This window comes from Schaalia radingae (assembly GCF_900106055.1).
Lineage (GTDB): Bacteria > Actinomycetota > Actinomycetes > Actinomycetales > Actinomycetaceae > Pauljensenia > Pauljensenia radingae_A.
In genome coordinates this window covers 1112813-1132263 of the sequence record NZ_LT629792.1, presented here as the reverse complement: position 1 = coordinate 1132263, position 19451 = coordinate 1112813, and the positions used below count along the sequence as shown (strand labels likewise).

The window sequence follows — 19451 nt, the reverse complement described above, 5'->3', positions numbered from 1 at the left end:
TGTCCTCCTGAGCCTGATGGTACCCGAGCTCGTTTTATTCAAAGAAACCTTCGATCCACCATCTGCCTGACTGAAAGCTCAGCAGGACGTCGCTTCCGTCCCGACTTGCAATGACATAGACACGTGCCGAACGTTCTGTTGTCTGTTCCTCCCACCAGCGCCCTTGGACAACCCAGATGCCCTGCACCTGCACGATGGAGATCTGTTCCCTGGCGCGCACGATATGTGTGGGCGGTGCGCTGAGGTATCCGCGTTCAGTCACCACGACAGGAGTCAGCCCGGCGCGCACCTCAACCTGCTCGGGTTTGTCCAGCATCACTGTGGGCGCGCGCAGCAGAGCGCCGTCCCATTCTCCTTCGCTCCTGACGGGCTCTTGTCCCGGGCTTCCCCAAGGGGAAGAGTGCACACGCGACCGTGGATCGAATCCTCCCTGCATACATACCGCGCGCACTCCCTCGGTGCCGACCACTGACTGCACCCGCAAAGCGGCCCGTTCAGCGCGTCGACTGCTCTCCGGCCCTGCCCACAGCTGGTCCGGCATTACTGTGTCGTACAGGTCGCAGGCCACCACCTGCATCGTGCTCAACCCACCGGCATCGCCATCGTCCTGTGGAAGCAGGCGGTCAAGCCAGCCGCGTAATTGCCAGCGCAGACGATCAACAACTTCACTGGGGTCCAGGCAGTTCACCCCACACCATGTGCGCTCACAGTCCTGTCCTGTTGTCGTCGCGACGCGGATACTCAGCGCGTGCGCGTTGACACCCTGGCTCCACAGTTTCTGCCGCAGATTTTCCGCCACTGCTCGAAGCTGCAAGGCAACCATGTCAAGACTGGTCACTGGGTCATCGAATGTGCGTTCCACGTTCACCGCTGAGGTGGTGCGTGCACGCGGCGCAATAAACAGGTCACCCCCGCTGGCCAGGCTCCACAGGTCCTCCCCTGAGCGCCCGAATCGTGACAGCAGCGCCTTCTTGCCGACACGCAGCACATCAGCGCACGTTGTCACCCCCAGGTCCTCAAGCACCTCGATCGCATGATGTGCGTCCTGTGTGCGTTGACACGGTACGATGCGTGGAATATGCGCCAGCGGTATTTCACTCACATACTGTTCGGCACAGGTGGCGGGAACGATCTCATCAGAGCGGGCGGCCCATATTGCTGTCAGTATCCCCGTCGCAATCCCCACGTGGCATTCGACCCCGCATTCCTCGACGATCGTTTCAGTCAGTTTTTGTGCGAGTTTTTCTTCCGATCCAACCCACCGCGCCGGGCCTGCAGCAGGCGCCCACGCCAGTCCTGGCCGCAGGCACGTCACATGTGCGGCCACCCGGTCGCATGCATCGAGCACATGTTCGAATGCGGCATTTTGCTCAAGCGGATCATCTGGGTAGATCAGTGCGTCGGGGCACAGATACTGCGCAGTCGTCAAGAGCATCGACGTGCGCACACCTGCGCGGCGCGCAGCCAGTGTCGCAGCCTGCACGCGACCATTTGACGCAATAATGGCTCGCCCTCCTGGCGGCGTGTTAACTGCAAGTGACTGGGTAGGCCAGTCGGGAACCCACACCACCACGCGTCTGCTGGCCGCCATCTCAGACCGCCTGCTTCGTTGGAGCCACCAGACTTGCAGCCAGCGGACGCGAAAGACCGATCCACGGGTAGGCAGTGACGATCCGTATCCCGCGTGTGCGCGCTCTGCCTGCCAGTTGGCGCTGTTCGCGCACGGTCAGTTCGACCCGCCCCACTGCGACGACATCCACGCCGTCGATCAGGGTACTCAGGATCTGGGCAGCACAGCGATCCGGGTGCGGCACATCGATGACGCGTTCGAGTTCAAGTCCCATGTTCGATGCCGCTTCCCACCCCATATTCGCCACGCCGACAAATGCGCACCACGCTCCGTGCGGTGCCAGGTCAATAACGGCGCGGATCAGGTGAGCCGCAGAGGGCTCAACGTGAAAAATACAGCCCACCGGAGCCTCGGCGTCGTGAGCACGTGAGTTCAGATGGCGTTGGATGTCATACTCGTCGCGATGACGCACGCCAGTTTCTTCTTCCGCCTGAGCAAGCGCTGCGCGTGCGTGCTCCAGTCGTTCGCGTGCACTCAGTGCCATTCCCCCTCCTTTCGAACAGATGTTCGATATCATAGGACACTCCCCCGGCATCTGGAGCTCATCCGCCAGTCGCCCTCGAAAATCACGCACAGCACGACTATGGTGGATATCACAAACGAAAGGAGCAATGGTGAACCTCAACGATCGCCCAACAGCCCCCGATCCCTACAATCTCCTGCCTGTTGACGCTACTTTTCCCGTGACTTCCAACGACATTGTTGACAACCAGACTCTTCCCGCCATCCACAGCGCCGAGGGAGGAAACGTCTCACCCCATCTGGCGTGGAGCGGCTTCCCCGAGCAGACCCGCTCATTCGTCGTCACATGTTTCGATCCGGACGCCCCCACACCGTCAGGGTGGTGGCACTGGATAATCGTGGACATTCCTGCCACGCAGACCGAACTTCCACAAGGTGCCGGATCCTCCGACCTTGACCTTGACGGCGCCGCTTTCCATATTCGCGCAGACCACGGCGACCATTCGTACTACGGAGCCGCCCCGCCGCCTGGAGATCGCCCGCACCGCTACATTTTTGCCGTTCACGCACTGGACGTCGAAACCCTCGAGGTGGACGAGGACGCCTCGGCCGCCCAGGTTGCCTTCGCAACCATGTTCCACACGATTGCACGAGGGAGACTGACGGCAACCTTTGCCACGCCTCAGGAGTAAAAGATCACGACGCGCCATGTCGCTGTCAGCGCCCGACAGGGGGCAAGATTGAACACGTGCTACATGTGATCTTTTATGAACCGCGCATCCCGGGCAATACGGGAGCCGCCATCCGGCTTTCCGCATGCACCGGATCGATGCTGCATCTGGTTGAGCCACTGTGCTTCGACATGGATGACGCGAAACTGCGTCGCGCCGGCCTGGATTATCACGACTTGGCGCACGTGAAGGTTCACCCCAACCTCGACGATGCACTGGCCGACATTCCCGGAAAGATCTGGGCATTTACCGGACACACGACCACGATGTACACCGATGTGTCCTACAGCGACGGCGACGGGTTGATGTTTGGCCCCGAACCGACCGGTCTGCCTGAGGACGTGATGGATGATCCGCGTGTGACGTCGCGGGTCCGTATCCACATGTGCGAGGGGATCCGGTCACTCAACCTGGCGAACTCGGCTGCTATCGGCCTGTATGAGGCCTGGCGTCAGATCGGATTCCCGCACTCGTGCTAACTGCGGCGCCTCGGCTGGCGTTCGATCTGTTCGGCAAGTTCCACGATACGACGCGGATTTGACCACCACAGCCACACCAGTCCGACGACTGCCAGCAGCAGCGGCAGATAATAGTATTCCGCGCCGAAACGACTCCACGGGGATCGCTCGGATGTGGGCTCGTTGATTCCCCAGAACGACAGTCCGACGATCAGTGGGCCGACCGTCTGAGTGATGACACTGGCCCATCCGACCATGCGCATGCGGCGCCCGTTATGAGTCAACGCCGCTGCTGCAACGAGGTACAGCAGTGAGGCGACCAGGGCGAGCACATAGGGCCCCAGCGGTTCCTCGCCCCGACTTGTCAGGCTACGAATCGACACGACCGTTGTCCATGCACCGAAAAGCCAGTACGCGGCAGGAACAAGGCGGCCCAAGCCCCATGACGGGCCGCGATCATCTGCCACGCTTTCTGCTGGCTGTGGTGCCGGCGTAACACCCATGGACAGTGTCTCCTTTCAGCAATGGCGGTACTGTCGCATATGACATAGTACGGCCCAGAAGCGACAAAACGGCCGTTCTTGGCGCGATGGCGCCAGATATGGGATGGCGCACCAAAAGTTCCCACGTACAAGTCAGAAAAAAACCGCTGCAAGTGGGACAATAGACCCAGTTGGTCCATGACGGTCCACACGAGTCCAACTTTGAGGAGTGAATAAGTGAGCGAGCCCGATTACGACATCGTCATCTTAGGAGCAGGATCCGGCGGATATGCCGCTGCCTTACGAGGCGCCCAATTAGGACTGAAAGTTGCACTGATCGAGGGAGACAAAGTCGGGGGCACATGCCTGCACCGCGGCTGCATTCCAACGAAAGCCTATTTGCATGCCGCTGAGATCGTCGACACGGTCAAGGAATCCGAGCACTTCGGTGTGAAGTCCTCCTTCGAAGGCGTGGACATGCCACAGCTGATGAAGTACCGCGACTCTGTCATCAAGAAGCTTTACAAGGGCCTGCAGGGGCTGATTTCCCAGCGAAAGATCGACGTGATCGAGGGATGGGGCCGTCTGACCTCCCCCACCACGATTGACGTTGACGGTCGCACCGTGACGGGAAAGAACATCGTCCTTGCGACGGGGTCATACTCGCGCTCAATCCCCGGTCTCGAGATCGGTGGCCGTATTATCGCCTCTGAGCAGGCGCTGCAGATGGAATGGGTGCCCGAATCCGTGGTCGTCCTGGGCGGCGGTGTGATCGGCCTGGAGTTTGCCTCCGTGTGGTGTTCACTGGGTGCTCAGGTCACGATCATCGAGGCACTGCCGCACCTGGCCAATAACGAAGATGAAGCGGTCTCAAAGCAGCTGGAGCGCCAGTTCCGCAAGCGCGGCATCAAGTTCCACACGAATACGCGTTTTGCCGGTGCCACGCAGGATGATTCCGGCGTTCACGTCACGACCGAAAACGGTAAGGAAATTGACGCCGACATTCTGCTGGTCGCAGTCGGACGCGGTCCTGTTACCAACGACTTGGGTTACGAAGAGGCCGGCATCACGATGGATCGTGGTTTCGTAATTACCGACGAGCGTCTGCGCACCGGCGTGGGCAACGTCTACGCTGTGGGCGACATCGTCCCCGGATTGCAGCTGGCTCACCGTGGCTTCCTGCAGGGAATTTTTGTCGCCGAGGAGATCGCGGGGCTCAATCCTCAGGTCATCGATGAGACAGGAATTCCGCGCGTCACCTTCTGTGAACCGGAGATCGCCTCTGTTGGTCTGACTGAAAAGCAGGCTCGTGAAAAGTACGGTGATGATGCCGTTCACACAGTCGAATACAACTTGGCTGGCAATGGCAAATCAAATATCTTGAATACCAGTGGTTTCGTCAAGCTGATCAACGTCCAGGATGGCCCGATCGTCGGGTTCCATGCTGTGGGTGACCGTATGGGTGAACAGATCGGTGAAGGCGAACTTATGGTGAATTGGGAAGCGTATCCGGAGGATCTGGCCGCGCTGATTCACACTCACCCCACCCAAAACGAAGCAATTGGTGAAGCAGCTCTGGCCCTTGCCGGCAAACCTCTTCACTCCCACAACTGAGTCACGCATAAAGGAGATTGAACGATGGCGACAGCAGTGAAGATGCCCGCTCTGGGCGAGTCCGTCACTGAAGGAACAGTGACAACGTGGCTCAAGCAGGTGGGCGACAAGATTGAAGCTGACGAACCGATTGTGGAAGTGTCCACCGATAAGGTCGACTCTGAAGTTCCCTCCCCCGCCAGCGGCGTTCTGCTCAAGATCCTGGTTGAAGAAGACGAAACCGTTGAGGTCGGAACCGAGATCGCCCTGATTGGCGAGGAAGGTGAAGAGGCTTCAGCGGACGAGGCAGGCGACGAGGGCGACCAGAGCGCCGATGAATCACAGGAAGCTGCCTCCGAGGAATCCGAACCAGAGCCGGAAGCCGAATCCAGGCAGGCCCCTGCCTCGGGCGGCGGTAACACCACCGAGGTCACCATGCCCGCCTTGGGCGAATCAGTCACTGAAGGCACGGTGACAACCTGGCTCAAGCAGGTCGGTGACGAGGTCGAAGCAGATGAGCCGCTTCTGGAAGTGTCCACTGACAAGGTCGACTCTGAAGTTCCCTCCCCCGCATCCGGTTACCTGGTGGAAATCCGGGTGGAAGAAGACGAAACGGTGGAGGTCGGCACCGTGGTGGCCGTGATCTCCGATCAGGCCGGCGGCGCAGCATCTGACCAGTCGGCGGAAAAGAAGACGGCAGATGCTGTCGCACCCGATGAGCCGTCGGAAGATACATCGGCTCCATCCCCATCGGCCGAGCCGCCCGCACCTCGTCAGGCGCCTCCGGCACCCCCTGCGCCACCCGCACCGCCTGCACCCCCGGCTCCTCCGATGCCGCATCAGCCAGGCGATTCGGATAAGAAGGAATTCGAGACGCCTGAAACGCTGGCGCCGAAAGCTACCGAGTCCGGAACGAAGGTTGCGGACCAGCCTGAACAGTCCGTTGCTTCTGGTCAGTACGTCACACCGATCGTGCGCAAGCTGGCACGTGAGGCCGGCATCGACCTGTCCACCGTGACTGGCACGGGTGTTGGTGGCCGTATTCGCCGCGAAGACGTCGAAAAAGCCATTGAGTCCTCCTCGTCGAAGGCAGCGCCGGCCGCATCTGGTGGGGCTCCTGCACCGCAGTCATCCGATGAGCCGATCGTCTTCGAGCCGTCTGAACTTCGTGGAAAGACTGAGAAGATGACGCGTCTGCGCCAGACGATCGCAAAGCGCATGATCGAGTCTTTGCAGACAGCTGCTCAGCTGACCACAGTGGTCGAAGTGGATGTCACCCGTATTGCTGCCCTGCGCGCAGCCTCCAAGGCTCCGTTCCAGGAAAAGCACAATACGAAGCTGACGTTCCTGCCTTTCTTCGTCAAGGCCGCTACCGAAGCCCTCGTTGCGCACCCGAAGATCAACGCAACGATCGACGACAAGAAGGTGACGTACCACGATCACGAGCACATCGGCATTGCCGTCGACACCGAGCGCGGGCTGCTGGTTCCGGTCATCAAGGATGCAGGAAGCAAGTCACTTCCTGAAATTGCAGCCTCGATCAATGACCTGGCCAAGCGCACACGCGATGGCAGCGCAGGTGTCGATGACCTGAGCGGATCCACCTTCACGATTACCAACACGGGATCGGGTGGAGCACTCTTCGACACTCCGGTTCTCAACATGCCGGAAACCGCAATTCTGGGCGTCGGAACGATCGTGAAACGCCCTGTGGTTGTCAAGGACGCGATGGGCAATGATTCAATCAGCATCCGCTCGATGGTGTACCTGGCCCTGTCGTACGATCACCGTTTGGTCGACGGCGGCGACGCGGCCCGCTACCTGATGGACGTCAAGCGTCGTCTGGAGCAGGGAGCATTCCAGGCAGATCTGGGTCTCTAGAAATCCTCACCAGGCGGGGGTGCGCTCGAGTTACTCGGCGCATCCCCGCTTGCTATGTCGTGAACACTCAGCGGATGTCCGCCCAGTGTCAGTTCCACGTTGTGTTCAGGCTGGGTGCCGACGCTGCGACACAGTCCAGCCTCGCAGCGCTGGTGGCTGGCCTGCTGAATGCGGGTGCTGACCGTCACCATCTGCCCGTCGCAGCGAACCGTCACATCGCCCACAACGGCTGTCGACAGATTCTTCAATTCCACACCGCCTGCGACCAGATTCTCTATCAGTGCCTGGTCCGACTCCAGCAACACACCACTGGTTGCATACGTCAGCCCGTCAACATCGCGATTCATCAATGCGCTGTCACGTGAACGCAGCACATCGGTGATGACGTCACGAGCCTCATCACTGCTCGGGCACGCTGATACCGCGCCCGATTCGGAGACGCTCTGTTCAGCATCGCTGCGCACTGCATGCCCGATCACCCATGCGCCGACTCCGAACGCCATACACGCTGCAAAACCGACTTTTGCGTGAGAAGACCGAGGTCGCTTATGCCGTGCCGGCGCGTTCTCATGCTGTGTGAGCTCCGTGTTCGCCGCGCGACGCAGCACCTCCCCTAATTCGTCGCCCACACTGCCAGGGCCGCTGAGCTTGCGTTCAATACGCGCAACGCTGTCCCAGTCGCCCTCGACTGTGCCCTCACCATCGGACCATCCTTCAGTGCCGATGATGCCTTCGGGACCATCGATAATGTCAATGAGGACCGCCTGATAGTCGGGGCGCACCACGATATTGGATGGAGACAGGTCGCCGTGCACGATGCCGTGCTCGTGGAGCGCCTCCACACCGCGCCGGACGGACGCGCTGATGCGCTCGCGCACCTGCCTGCGACGAAGTGAGGGGGTCCCGATCAGCGTGTCGAGTGTGCGACCGGTGACGTACTCCATCACAACGGCACACCGTCCATCGTCATGGCGCGCCACGTCGTGGAGCCGTACCACGTTGTCACAGTCAATCTGCGCCCAGGCGCGCCACCGTGACTCCAGGCGCTGCGCATCGTCAGCTGACCGCAGTGCCAGCAGGCCTGCGTTCCCATCGCGAGTCAGTGTGTGCCACATGGGGCCGGCATGGCTCATCGAGGCCAATGACCGCAACTCGTAGGAATTGATATCCATGCCCCTACTGTGACGGGCCTTCCCCTATGACACAATACGCAATCGCAATCTGTGGATGGCGCATGGATACACGCTAGAATGACACCGCTGCCGTGGCGCAGCAAGCCCTCCTGCTCTTGCCTGGCAAGACCCTTGAGGGCACGCCTATGTTGGGACATGCTTTCGTGCAGACATCACCATTTCGCGCTCTGGCGCATTATCGTATTCTGCCCGCTCTGGTTGGGTGGCCCGAGCTCATCATCGCGTTTGTGGCTCGCGCACCTTACGCCATGGTTCCGTTGGGGACAATGACGGCAATCACCGCCTCTACTGGATCCGTCGCAACCGGCGGACTGGCGACCGGTGTGGTCTCTCTGTCAACAGCCATCGCTTCGCCGCTGATCGGACGCTGGGCTGACCTTGGCGGACAACGACCGGTACTGCTCACGCTGCTCCCCCTCAACGCGCTCTCCCTAACTGGACTATGCGCTGTAGCGCTGACTGCTCACAGTGGCCCAGGTTTGTGGCTAGCTGCCTTATGCGTGGGCCTGACTGCCGTTCCGATTGGCTCATTTACGCGTGCACGCTGGGTGGCGCGCACTACCTCCCCCCATCATCTGGCCGCAGCCTTTTCCTATGAGTCCACCGCTGATGAATTCGTCTTCGTCCTCGGCCCAGCCCTCGTTGGCATCGCCGCGTCCGCCGCAGCACCTGCCGCGCCATTGGCACTGGCCGTCCTCCTCGTGCTGTGCGCCGGGATTCCTTTCGCTATTCGCACGCCCGCTTCCCTGCCGAACGAGGACGACGCTGATCGCACGCAAACCCCGCCGGTGTCGATCGCCTCGGTGCTGCGCGTTGTCCTTCCGGCGATCCTCATCATGGCCTGTATCGGTACGATATTTGGCTCCGTTCAGGCCGGCACCACCCAACGAGCAGCAATGGCCGGAATGCAGACGCAGGCCGGTTTGATTTACGCGGTCATGGGTATCGGGTCAGCCGCAATGGCCCTGATGGTTGTCTTGATTCCCGAATCCGTGCGACTGTCGTGGCGCGTCATCATCGGCGGGGTCGGAATTGCGGCAGCAATGGGGGCAACAGCTGGGGCCTCGAGCATTATCCTGACTGCTCTCATGCTGCTCATTGCCGGACTCTTCGTGGGGCCCACAATGGTGACGGCCTTTTCATTGTCGGAACGCCTGGCTCCCCCACAAGGTGTTTCAGTGGCGATGACGTCGATGCAGTCTTCGGTCACAATCGGCGTGTCCTGTGGATCAGCCGCGGGTGGCATGGTGGCGTCTTCGTCCGGTGCGCCGTGGGCGTATGCGATCGCAGTGTGCGCCGGACTTGTTATCGCACTCACGGGTGAGATTTTGCGTCGCGCAGGAAGCCGTGGTCCCGCACGGCTCCAATCACAGGTAGGATAGGACCGTTATGGCAAAGGAAAATGCACCCCAGGAAAAGAAGCGTCGGTGGTATCAGAACTTCGCTGACGCTTATAAGATCACTGCGCGCTCATATCCGTGGATCGGATGGGTGATGATCGGTGGTTCCATCGTTCTCATCGCTCTCGGCATCCTCCTCGGATTCCTCACCAACTCATGGTTCATGTGGATCCTGACGGGAGTCATGTTGGCACTGCTGCTGTGCATGGGTCTGCTCGCCGCACTTGTGCGCCGCGCAATGTATCAGCAGATCGACGGCACGATCGGATCCGTGTATGCGGTTATCAGTCAGATCAAGCGCGGGTGGATTGTCAGCGAAGAGCCTGTTGCAGCGAATCGCCATCAGGATCTGGTGTGGCGCCTTGTCGGCAGGCCCGGTGTGGTTTTCATTTCCGAGGGACCCTCCTCGCGTGTGCGCCCGATGTTGAATCAGGAGCGTCGCAACACGCAGCGTGTCGCCCAGAACGTTCCGATTCACCTGATTGAGGTGGGCCATGGTGATGGACAGATCACCCTCGGGCAGCTTGACCGTCGTATCCGGAAGCTCAAGAAGACGCTGACTCGTGAGGAAGTTCCTGCGATCTCTCAGCGGTTGACAGCGTTGGAGAACAAGACGCACCAACGCGTTCCTCGCAGCATTGATCCCATGAAGGCGCGCCCGTCGCGTCGTGCCCTGCGTGGCCACTGACCATGTTTGAGCGGCGATGCCGCCGCGCCGGTCGCTTCACATATTGAGACGGCGACGCATCACTATACTTTTATGCGCATACTCGTATATGTTGGTCGACGTGGAGAAATAGTTCCTTCGCGTTGCTCGCATATTGGAGGAAATCATGCGTAAGTTTACTGTCGTCACTGCAATTGCTGCCCTGACCGCCTGTGGCCTGGCCGCGTGCTCTGATCCCGATGACGTCCCTGCCGATCAGTCGAATGCCGGCGCATCATCCGGAGCACAATCAGCGACCTCATCTGCCGACAATCCAATGGCATCCACGGGGATCACCCCCTTCGATACCAGCCAGATTCCAGTCCAGGATGATATCGCTGCCCTCGTTCCACAGGAAATCAAGGATCGTGACGTCCTGCGAAATGGTGCCTCCACGGACTACGCGCCGGCGGAATTCCGCGGTGACGATGGTCAGACCCCTGTTGGCTACGAAGTTGACCTGGTGCGCGGCCTCGCACAGGTGCTGGGTCTGTCGGAAGGCACCACCACGCACGCCGAGTTCCCCACGATCATTCCGGCACTGGGCACCAAGTTTGACATCGGCATGTCGGCGTTCACGATTACTCCAGAACGTGAGAAAGAAACCAACTTCGTTCAGTTCATCGAGGTTGGTTCCGCATACGCCGTATCGACAGGCAACCCGAAGAACTTCGACCCCGCTGACCCCTGTGGCGCCACCCTCGGCGTTCAGAACGGCACGTTCCAGCACGAGTACGCCAACGAGCTGTCCGCAAAGTGTGAAGCCGACGGCAAACCCGCCATTCAGGTCATGCCGATGGATCTGCAGACTGACGTCGCCACGAAGGTTGTGGGTGGACAGTACGACGCAACCCTGGCAGATTCCACAGTGATCAGCTACACGGTCAAGCTCACCCAGGGACAGCTCGAACAGGTTGGAGACGTCATCGAAGCAGCCCCACAGGGCGTTGCGGTTTCCAAGTCTGATCAGGCTCTGACAGATGCCCTTGCCAAGGCCATGCAGTACCTGATGGACAGCGGATACCTAGAGAAAATCCTCGCGCCCTACGGCGCGGACTCCTCCGCCCTCGACACGGCCACTGTCAACCCGCCGGTTGAGTGACCTGTCGGTTAACCAGAGAAAGAGTGACCAGTGCCGAAGCAAGACATTCGTGACGGCGTTGAGATTATTCACGCCAAACCCGTGCCACGTATCGGTCGGCTCGTGTCGGCTGCGATTGTCGCCGTGCTTGTCGCCATGGCGATCAACACGCTGCTGACCAACCCGAACTTCCGGTGGGACGTCGTGTGGCAATGGCTGTTCTCACGCACCATTGTCAGCGGCGTGATGTACACGATCCTCCTGACGATCGTCGCCATGATCCTCGGCACGGTCCTCGCGGTGACGATGGCAATTATGCGTCAGTCGCCCAACCCGATCCTGCGGTGGGTCGCCACGTTCTACATCTGGTTCTTCCGCGGCACACCAATCTACACGCAACTCATCTTCTGGTCTCTGCTTCCAACCCTCTACCCTCAGCTCTCACTTGGTATTCCCTTTGGCCCCGAGTTCGTCACCTTCGACACCGCTCAGGTTTTCACGCCGTTTTGGATGGCGTTCATTGGCCTGGGACTCAACGAGGGCGCCTACCTGGCTGAAATTATCCGCGCAGGTCTGCTGTCCGTTGATAAGGGACAGGAAGAAGCAGCGACCGCGCTCGGTATGCATCGCGGTCTGATCCTGCGTCGCATTATCCTGCCGCAGGCAATGCGCGTGATTGTCCCGCCGATCGGGAATGAGACGATCTCGATGCTCAAGACCACCTCTCTGGTTGCCGCCATTCCGTTCACTCTGGAATTGACGTTCGTGGCGCGCACCAAGGGGCAAGCGCTGTTCGTGCCGATCCCCCTGCTGATCGCGGCCGCACTGTGGTATCTGGCGATCACCTCGCTGTTGATGGTCATTCAGTACTTCATTGAGCAGCACTATGGGCGTGGCTTCACCTCTGACCGCCCGGAAGGCACGACCGGCACTTCCTCGCACAAGACGGGACGCCAGAGCGCCATCAATTCCTCTCACACCACGAAAAACGATCCATTTATCGAGGTCACACCATGAGCTCTTCACTTGCCCCGATGGTCTCCGTGCAGGCAGTTCACAAGTTCTTCGGTGATCTTCATGTATTACGCGGCATCGACCTGACGGTACGCAGCGGCGAGGTGTGCGTGATCCTGGGGCCGTCCGGTTCAGGAAAATCAACCCTCCTGCGCTGCATTAACCAGTTGGAACGTATCAGCGCAGGCAGGATTTATGTTGAAGGCGACCTGATTGGGTACCGCGAAACCACTGACTCATCTGGTCAGCCTGTTCTGCATGACCTGCCCGACAAGGTCATCGCTCAGCAACGCTCTCGCATTGGCATGGTGTTTCAGCGTTTCAACCTGTTCCCCCATATGACCGCCCTCGAAAATGTGATGGAAGCACCTGTGCACGTCAAGGGCGTCAAGGAAAAAGAGGCGCAGAAAACGGCGCTGTCGCTGCTGGATCGTGTCGGTCTGGCTGACCGTGCTCAGCACTATCCTTCGCAGCTGTCCGGTGGCCAGCAGCAGCGTGTTGCCATTGCACGCGCACTTGCCATGGACCCGGAGCTGTTGTTGTTCGATGAGCCGACGTCAGCCCTCGACCCTGAGTTGGTTGACGAAGTGCTCGGCGTGATGAAAGATCTGGCCCGCTCCGGCATGACGATGGTGGCTGTCACGCACGAGGTTGGGTTTGCGCGCGAAGTGGCCGACCAGGTCGTGTTCATGGATGAGGGTGTGATTGTGGAGGCGGGGAAGCCTTCCGACGTCATCGAGCATCCCACGCGCGAACGCACCAAGGCGTTCTTCTCGAAGGTTCTCTAAGCACTCAGTTCTGATCGCACCAGTGGAATCTCGCCGTCGGGCACGGGCCATTGGTCGATCGGACGGTCGTTCCATGTGCGCGCAACCCACTGGCCGCCTTCACGATCGAGCACCGTGGTGCCGGTGTTGCGCATCGGATTGGTTACCGTCATGCGCGCATCCGCATTCGAGGCAAGCACGGGTGTGATTGTGCGCAAAATAGCGCCATGCGCGACAAGTGCGACGACTCCGTCCTTGTGCTCCTCGGCCCACTGTTCAATTTCACCGATGACGGGACGCACCCGTGCCAGCACTTCATGCCCGTTTTGCGCACCCGGCATTCTGGCATCCAGATTGCCCTGAGCCCAGTGGACGATGGTGCGCATGTACGTCATTTCCGAGGCGCGGTCCACCGCCATTTCACCGTCGCCTGTCTCGATTTCACGGATGCCGGGTCGAATCCACACGTGTGAATTGAAGCGGGCGATCAGCGGTGCTGCTGTTTGCCGCGTTCGGGTCAAAGGTGAGACGACCACCAGGCCTGGTGCCGGTGCAATATCGTTTTCCCACCGCGCTGCCAGCGATTCGGCCTGTTTACGTCCTCGCTTGTCGAGGGGTGCGCCGGGGCGGCCCGTATCCAGTGCGTGTGATCGATTGGCGGCGGTTTGTCCGTGCCGGACAAGAACAAGTTTCATTTCCTACTTCCTCAAGATGCCATTCACCGTGAGTCTGACCAGAAGAGCCTTTCCATCACATCCCGTGAACGCCGGGCCGCACGCAGCCAGTCCTCTTCCAGGGCGTGATAGCCGCCTGCCCCATATCCTAACAAGTGCGCCAGCGAGGCCAGTTTCGCACCCGAGCGCGCCAGCACGTCGATTTTGACCCCGGATGTGCGCCCGGTTGCCAGCACGTTTCCCGTACGGATGCGTCGAGCTAAACTCCACGCGCGATCCAGGTCATCAGCGTCCTCTCCGCTGATCAGGTTGCTGTGTCGTAGGACCGCCAGCGCGCGCTGCGTGGAGGTGGTGCGCAGCTCCTCACAGCTGTGAACGTGACGCATCTGCATGAGCTGCACGACCCACTCCACGTCGCTCATTCCCCCCACGCCAAGTTTGACATGCCGCGTCGGCTCAATGCCACGAGGCAGTCGCTCGCGTTCCATTCGAGCTTTCAGCAGGCGAATCTGCTGGATATCAGCGTCCGAGGGTGACTGATCGTAGCGGATCGGATCAATGGCGGCAAAGAAGTCGGCCAGCAGCTCCCCGTCACCTGCTGCGGGTCTGGCTCGTAACAGTGCCTGACGTTCCCATACTGATCCCCACCGCTGGTAATACTCCTCATAGGAGCTCACCGTGCGCGAAACTGGCCCGGATTTTCCTTCCGGTCGCAGATCCATATCCACGCTCAGCCCCGATCCCTCGTGGACAGAGCTGAGCAGCTTTTTCACGCGCATGGTGATGTCAACGGCGGCACCGGCGTCCCCCTCGTGAACGGCAATAATGTCGGCGTCGGACATCAATGAGGATTCGCGTCCGCCGTATGAACCCATCGCAACAAAAGCCAGGCGTGGCGGCTGCGCGTCTGCGTGCTCGCTGCTCCACTGGCGAGTCGCGATAGTCAGTGCGCCATGAAGCGCCACATCCGAAGCGTCCGCAATGGCGGTTCGCACAGGGGCAACATGTGCCAGTGCATCTCCCAGGGCTGCGCGCGTCACTTCACGTACACGTACCGCCTGCACGCGCCACATGGCCTGTTCAGTGTCGCTGTGTCGCGAGATAAGCGCGTCCACCTCGTTGATCAGGCGCTGACGGTCGCGCGCTTTGAGCTGCTCATCACCGTCAAGCCACTGCACTGCTTCAGGCAACTCAGCAAGAGCGGAGGCAACCCAGCGTGAGGACGGTAAGAGTTCGCACAGTCGTGAGGCCGCCAGACCTGAATCGCGCAGAAGCGACAGGTACCAATGCGAATCGCCGATGCGTTCGGACAGGGTACGGAAGTTCAACAGCCCGAGGTCAGGGTCAGCTCCGTGCCCAAGCCACGTCATAAAGACAGGCAACAGGTGGCGTTGAATGGTGGCACGGCGTGACGTGCCGTGTGTCAGAGCTTTGATATGACCGAGCGCTCCGGCAGGATCCAGATACCCCAGCGCCGCCAAACGAGCCTTGGCAGCCTCCAGATCCAGCGCGGCTTCGTCGGGAGTCAGGCGGGCGGTGGCCGCGATAATCGGCCGGTAGAACATATCGTCATGCAGCCTGCGGACGCGCTCACGCACGTCGTCCACGGTGTCGATGAGGTTTTCCGCGCTCATGAGCTCCGGCCCCATCGCTCGGGCAATACGCCGCAGTTCGTGTCCTGATGAGGGGATCATGTGTGTTCTGCGCATGCGTGCCAGCTGGGCCCGGTGCTCAACAGTGCGCAGGAAGCAGTAGCAGTGCGTCAGGTCGCGTGCATCCGTTCGGGCAACATATCCTCCGTCGGACAGTGCCCGGATTGCTCCGACGGTGTCGGCAATACGGATCGATTCGTCTGTGCGCCCGTGAACAAGCTGGAGCAGCTGAATCGTAAATTCGACGTCCCGAAGTCCTCCGGCACCGAGTTTAAGTTCCCGGTCGCTGTCCGCAGCCGGGACCAGGGCTTCGGCGCGTTGCCTCAAGGTGCGGGCGTTGTCCACGAACCCTTCGCGGTCCGCGGCGGACCACACAAATGGAGTAATCGCGTCAATGAAGTCTTGTCCGACATGACGATCCCCTGCCACCGGGCGCGCTTTGAGCAGTGCCTGGAACTCCCAGGTGTGCGCCCAGGACTGGTAGTAGGCGACGTAGGATTCGACGGTTCTGACCAGCGCGCCGTCACGGCCTTCCGGCCGCAGCGTGGCGTCAACTGCCCACAGCGGTGGCTCACTGCCCGCACCAGAACACGCCTGAGCGGTCATCGCTGCCAGCCGCGTGGCGATTTCAATAACGCTGCGCTCTGACTGGCCTTCCTGCACGCCCACCACGTACATGACGTCAACGTCGGAAATATAGTTCAGTTCACGCGCCCCCGTCTTACCCATAGCGATGATCGCGAACTTGACGGTGTGATCGGGGTCGATCTGGCGCCGTGCCAGCAACAGGGCACCTTCCAACGCCGCGTCAGCAGCATCAGTCAGCCGTGCAGCCACCTCAGGCAAGTGCCCAACCGGGTCGGAGTCCGTCAGGTCAGTGGCGGCAATCGAAATCAACACGTTTCTGTACGCTCGTCGCAGGTCATCTGCTGTTGCGGTAGCCGAGGCAAGAGCGTCGAGGATGACCTGGCGAGCATCACGTGCCTCGACCCACACCGCGTCAATGGCGTCAGAGTGGGCAACAATAAAATCGCCGAGGGGACGCGATGCGCCCATCACGGCGGCAAGCTGGCGCGCCGCACCGTGGTTGAGTACGTGGCGCAGAGCATTCGGGTCAGCTTCGTGCAGTCGCACGAGCTGGAGGGCAACCAGGTCTGGATCGGCACTGGTCTGAGCTGCCCGCATCCAGATGTCGGCACTGTCAGGAAGCTGCCTGAAATAGTCCGCGCTGGTGCGGGCATCGTGAAAGCCTGCACTGCGCAGGTGCGCTTCAATGCGCTCGCTGCGCATCAATTGGCCTTAATGAATTGTCTGATTTCCTGGGGCGTGATCTGGTGGCGGTACTCAGCCCATTCCTTGAACTTGTTGCGCAGCACGTAGTCGAAGACTTCTTCACCCAGGGTCTGAGCGACAAGATCGGAATTCTTCATACATTCCAGGGCGCTGTGCAAGGAGGCGGGCAGGGAATCGATGCCAAGAACCTGACGTTCGTGTTCGGACAGGTCCCACACGTTGTCCTCAGCTTCAGGCATGAGCTCCATCTTCTTGTCAATGCCATCCAAGCCTGCGGAGATGAGCACTGACAGCGCAAGGTAGGGGTTGCACGCCGGATCAAGTGCGCGGTATTCAATCCGCGCTGAGCGCCGTTTATCCGGCTTATACAGTGGCACACGAACCAGTGCCGATGAATTGTTGTGACCCCAGCACACGTAGCAGGGAGCTTCTCCCCCGCCCCACAAACGTTTGAACGAGTTGACGTGCTGATTGGTGATCGCGCTGATTTCGCGGGCATGCGCCAGCAGTCCGGCGATGAAGTGGCGTCCGGTAGCTGACAGCTGATACGTGCCGGCCGGATCGTAAAATGCGTTGTGGTCACCTTCGAACAGTGACAGGTGGGTGTGCATGCCTGAGCCGGGGTAATCGGCAAACGGCTTAGGCATAAACGTGGCGACGACGTCCTCGCTCAGTGCCACGTATTCAATGAGCGTGCGGGCGGTAATGATGTTGTCGGCTGCCCGAACCGCATCGACTGCCCGCAGGTCAACTTCGTTTTGCCCAGGGCCGCCCTCGTGGTGGGACAGTTCGACGGCGATGTCCATGCTTTCGAGCATGTGAACCAGGCGACGACGAAAATCGTGGGCAATGGATCGCGTGACATGGTCGAAATAGCCGGCACCGTCAATGGGAACGAGGTGATCGGGGGTTGCAGGCTTATGCAGCAGGTAGAACTCGATCTCGGGATGCACCATCACGGTGAATCCCATGTCGGTTGCACGCTGCACAGTACGTTCCAGCGTTCCTCGCGGATCGGATCGAGCCTGCTCACCGTCGGGGGTGAGCACATCGCAAAACATGCGTGCAACTTTGTCGTCCTCACTACCCCACGGTAAAACCTGGAAGGTGCTGGGATCTGGTTTCAGGAGCATGTCCGACTCGTGGACGCGTGTCAGCCCCTCGATCGAGGAACCGTCAAAGCCGATACCTTCGCTGAGCGCATCCTCCAATTCACCTGGATCAATGGCCAGCGATTTGAGTACGCCGGCCACATCCGTGAACCACAGGCGGATAAAGCGAATTTCCTGATCGGCAACTTCACGCATCACCGAGTCGGACAACTGATCCATCTATTTCTCATTCTCCTCTGGAGGCAGCTCCACATCTTCGATCGGCTCAATCAGGTCTTTGAGCTTTTCGGAGGGGCGGGCCTGCGTTGGCTCATCGAGGACGCTCGGCCCTTTGGGACGGGTGTCTACAATCGGTGCCTGGCTTGAGTGCCTCACAGGGTTGGGCGGCATGGTCGGCTTAGCCGGCCCGGATTCTCCATCCGTTCCCCCACCTGAAAAGCCTTTCGCCACAGCGTCGAGGGCGGCTGTCAGCTCAGTTGGCACAACCCAGACCTTCGATGCTTCACCTTCAGCGATACGCGGCAGCATCTGCAGGTACTGGTAGGACAGAAGATCCGGGGTCGGCTTGCCGGCGTGAATGGCGTTGAACACGGTCTGGATGGCCTCGGATTCACCGCGAGCTTTCGTCACTGCGGCCTGTGCGGCACCTTCAGCGCGCAGAATCTGGGACTGCTTGTCACCTTCAGACTTGAGGATCTGAGACTGGCGCACACCTTCAGCAGTCAAAATGGCGGCACGCTTGTCGCGCTCAGCGCGCAGCTGCTGCTCCATCGCGTTCTGAATGGACGGCGGCGGATCGATGGCCTTGAGCTCGACTCGATTCACGCGAATACCCCAGCGGCCGGTTGCCTCGTCCAGGACGCCGCGCAGCTGAGAGTTGATCTGGTCGCGGCTGGTCAGTGTTTGCTCGAGGTCCATTGAGCCGATCACGTTACGCAGCGTCGTGACGGTGAGCTGCTCGATAGCCTGAATGTAGTTCGCGATTTCGTAGGTCGCGCTACGCGGATCGTTGACCTGGTAGTAAATGACCGAATCGATGGAGACCACAACGTTGTCAGCGGTAATGACAGGTTGGGGTGGGAACGACTGGACCTGTTCACGCAGGTCAACCTTGCTTGCGATGCGATCAAGGAAAGGTACCAGGACGTGAAGTCCGGCGTAGAGCACCGACTGGAACTTGCCGAGACGTTCCACCACCAGGGCCCGCGACTGCGGGACCACCTGGATTGACTTGGCTACGGTGACGACAACGAACAGCACGATGAGGAAGATCAGCGCCATTCCGATTGTCTGCCCGAATGAGTTAAACATTGTGACAGCCT

General features: G+C 60.1%; 17 protein-coding genes. 9 read left to right on the top strand and 8 right to left on the bottom strand.

The window, feature by feature from the left end; translation table 11 throughout:
- Positions 1–34: 34 nt before the first annotated feature.
- Both BLT69_RS05020 and imuA' read right to left on the bottom strand, forming a co-directional pair.
- Positions 35–1591, bottom strand: coding sequence for a DNA polymerase Y family protein (locus BLT69_RS05020; RefSeq protein WP_092648537.1), 1557 nt, complete (start codon positions 1589–1591; stop codon positions 35–37).
- A gap of 1 nt (position 1592) precedes the next feature.
- Positions 1593–2114: a DnaE2-dependent mutagenesis accessory factor ImuA' gene (imuA', locus tag BLT69_RS05015; protein WP_092648536.1), complete on the bottom strand. Its 522-nt coding sequence runs from the start codon at positions 2112–2114 to the stop codon at positions 1593–1595.
- A 130-nt stretch (positions 2115–2244) separates the two neighbouring features.
- Here imuA' and BLT69_RS05010 point away from each other — a divergent pair, with 130 nt between their 5' ends.
- Together BLT69_RS05010 and BLT69_RS05005 are read left to right on the top strand one after the other, a co-directional pair.
- The gene (locus tag BLT69_RS05010; RefSeq protein ID WP_092649096.1) at positions 2245–2784 is read left to right on the top strand and encodes a YbhB/YbcL family Raf kinase inhibitor-like protein; all 540 of its coding nucleotides are present in this window, start codon (positions 2245–2247) and stop codon (positions 2782–2784) included.
- Between the two features lie 56 nt (positions 2785–2840).
- Positions 2841–3302, top strand: coding sequence for a tRNA (cytidine(34)-2'-O)-methyltransferase (locus BLT69_RS05005; protein ID WP_070726634.1), 462 nt, complete (start codon positions 2841–2843; stop codon positions 3300–3302).
- Here the strand turns inward: BLT69_RS05005 and BLT69_RS05000 are convergent.
- On the bottom strand, positions 3299–3784 hold the full coding sequence (locus BLT69_RS05000) for a hypothetical protein (RefSeq protein ID WP_070726632.1): 486 nt from the start codon (positions 3782–3784) through the stop codon (positions 3299–3301). The two genes, BLT69_RS05005 and BLT69_RS05000, sit on opposite strands and share 4 nt — an antisense overlap.
- Positions 3785–4000: 216 nt before the next feature.
- On the opposite strand from BLT69_RS05000, the gene lpdA reads away from it, so the two are divergent.
- Together lpdA and sucB are read left to right on the top strand one after the other, a co-directional pair.
- On the top strand, positions 4001–5377 hold the full coding sequence (lpdA, locus tag BLT69_RS04995) for a dihydrolipoyl dehydrogenase (protein WP_058236612.1): 1377 nt from the start codon (positions 4001–4003) through the stop codon (positions 5375–5377).
- Positions 5378–5401: 24 nt separating this feature from the next.
- Entirely contained in the window at positions 5402–7237 is a 1836-nt protein-coding gene (sucB, locus tag BLT69_RS04990) for a 2-oxoglutarate dehydrogenase, E2 component, dihydrolipoamide succinyltransferase (protein WP_058236611.1), read from the top strand.
- Here sucB and BLT69_RS04985 read toward each other — a convergent pair.
- The gene (locus BLT69_RS04985) at positions 7234–8409 is read right to left on the bottom strand and encodes a protein kinase domain-containing protein (RefSeq protein WP_092648535.1); all 1176 of its coding nucleotides are present in this window, start codon (positions 8407–8409) and stop codon (positions 7234–7236) included. The two genes, sucB and BLT69_RS04985, sit on opposite strands and share 4 nt — an antisense overlap.
- A gap of 92 nt (positions 8410–8501) precedes the next feature.
- On the opposite strand from BLT69_RS04985, the gene BLT69_RS04980 reads away from it, so the two are divergent.
- The 5 genes from BLT69_RS04980 to BLT69_RS04960 all read left to right on the top strand — a co-directional run bounded on the left by BLT69_RS04980 (position 8502) and on the right by BLT69_RS04960 (position 13419).
- A complete protein-coding gene (locus tag BLT69_RS04980) occupies positions 8502–9812 on the top strand; it encodes an MFS transporter (RefSeq protein ID WP_257590415.1) in 1311 nt (436 codons plus the stop codon).
- A gap of 7 nt (positions 9813–9819) precedes the next feature.
- Positions 9820–10518 carry a DUF4191 domain-containing protein gene (locus BLT69_RS04975; RefSeq protein ID WP_058236609.1) on the top strand — a complete coding sequence of 233 codons (699 nt, stop codon included), beginning with the start codon at positions 9820–9822 and terminating at the stop codon, positions 10516–10518.
- A gap of 145 nt (positions 10519–10663) precedes the next feature.
- The gene (locus BLT69_RS04970) at positions 10664–11638 is read left to right on the top strand and encodes an ABC transporter substrate-binding protein (protein ID WP_058236608.1); all 975 of its coding nucleotides are present in this window, start codon (positions 10664–10666) and stop codon (positions 11636–11638) included.
- 30 nt (positions 11639–11668) lie between these two features.
- Positions 11669–12634, top strand: coding sequence for an amino acid ABC transporter permease (locus tag BLT69_RS04965; protein ID WP_227469306.1), 966 nt, complete (start codon positions 11669–11671; stop codon positions 12632–12634).
- Positions 12631–13419: an amino acid ABC transporter ATP-binding protein gene (locus BLT69_RS04960; RefSeq protein WP_058236607.1), complete on the top strand. Its 789-nt coding sequence runs from the start codon at positions 12631–12633 to the stop codon at positions 13417–13419. Before BLT69_RS04965 ends, BLT69_RS04960 begins: the two co-directional genes overlap by 4 nt.
- On the opposite strand, the gene BLT69_RS04955 is transcribed toward BLT69_RS04960, so the two are convergent.
- The 4 genes from BLT69_RS04955 to BLT69_RS04940 are packed head-to-tail and all read right to left on the bottom strand — an operon-like array spanning position 13416 to position 19440.
- Complete coding sequence (locus BLT69_RS04955) at positions 13416–14093, bottom strand: histidine phosphatase family protein (protein ID WP_092648534.1); 678 nt, start codon at positions 14091–14093, stop codon at positions 13416–13418. The genes BLT69_RS04960 and BLT69_RS04955 overlap by 4 nt on opposite strands.
- 23 nt (positions 14094–14116) lie before the next feature.
- Complete coding sequence (locus tag BLT69_RS04950; protein WP_092648533.1) at positions 14117–17014, bottom strand: bifunctional [glutamine synthetase] adenylyltransferase/[glutamine synthetase]-adenylyl-L-tyrosine phosphorylase; 2898 nt, start codon at positions 17012–17014, stop codon at positions 14117–14119.
- A complete protein-coding gene (locus tag BLT69_RS04945) occupies positions 17014–18348 on the bottom strand; it encodes a glutamine synthetase family protein (protein ID WP_070726621.1) in 1335 nt (444 codons plus the stop codon). Before BLT69_RS04945 ends, BLT69_RS04950 begins: the two co-directional genes overlap by 1 nt.
- On the bottom strand, positions 18349–19440 hold the full coding sequence (locus BLT69_RS04940) for an SPFH domain-containing protein (protein ID WP_092648532.1): 1092 nt from the start codon (positions 19438–19440) through the stop codon (positions 18349–18351).
- Positions 19441–19451 lie beyond the last annotated feature (11 nt).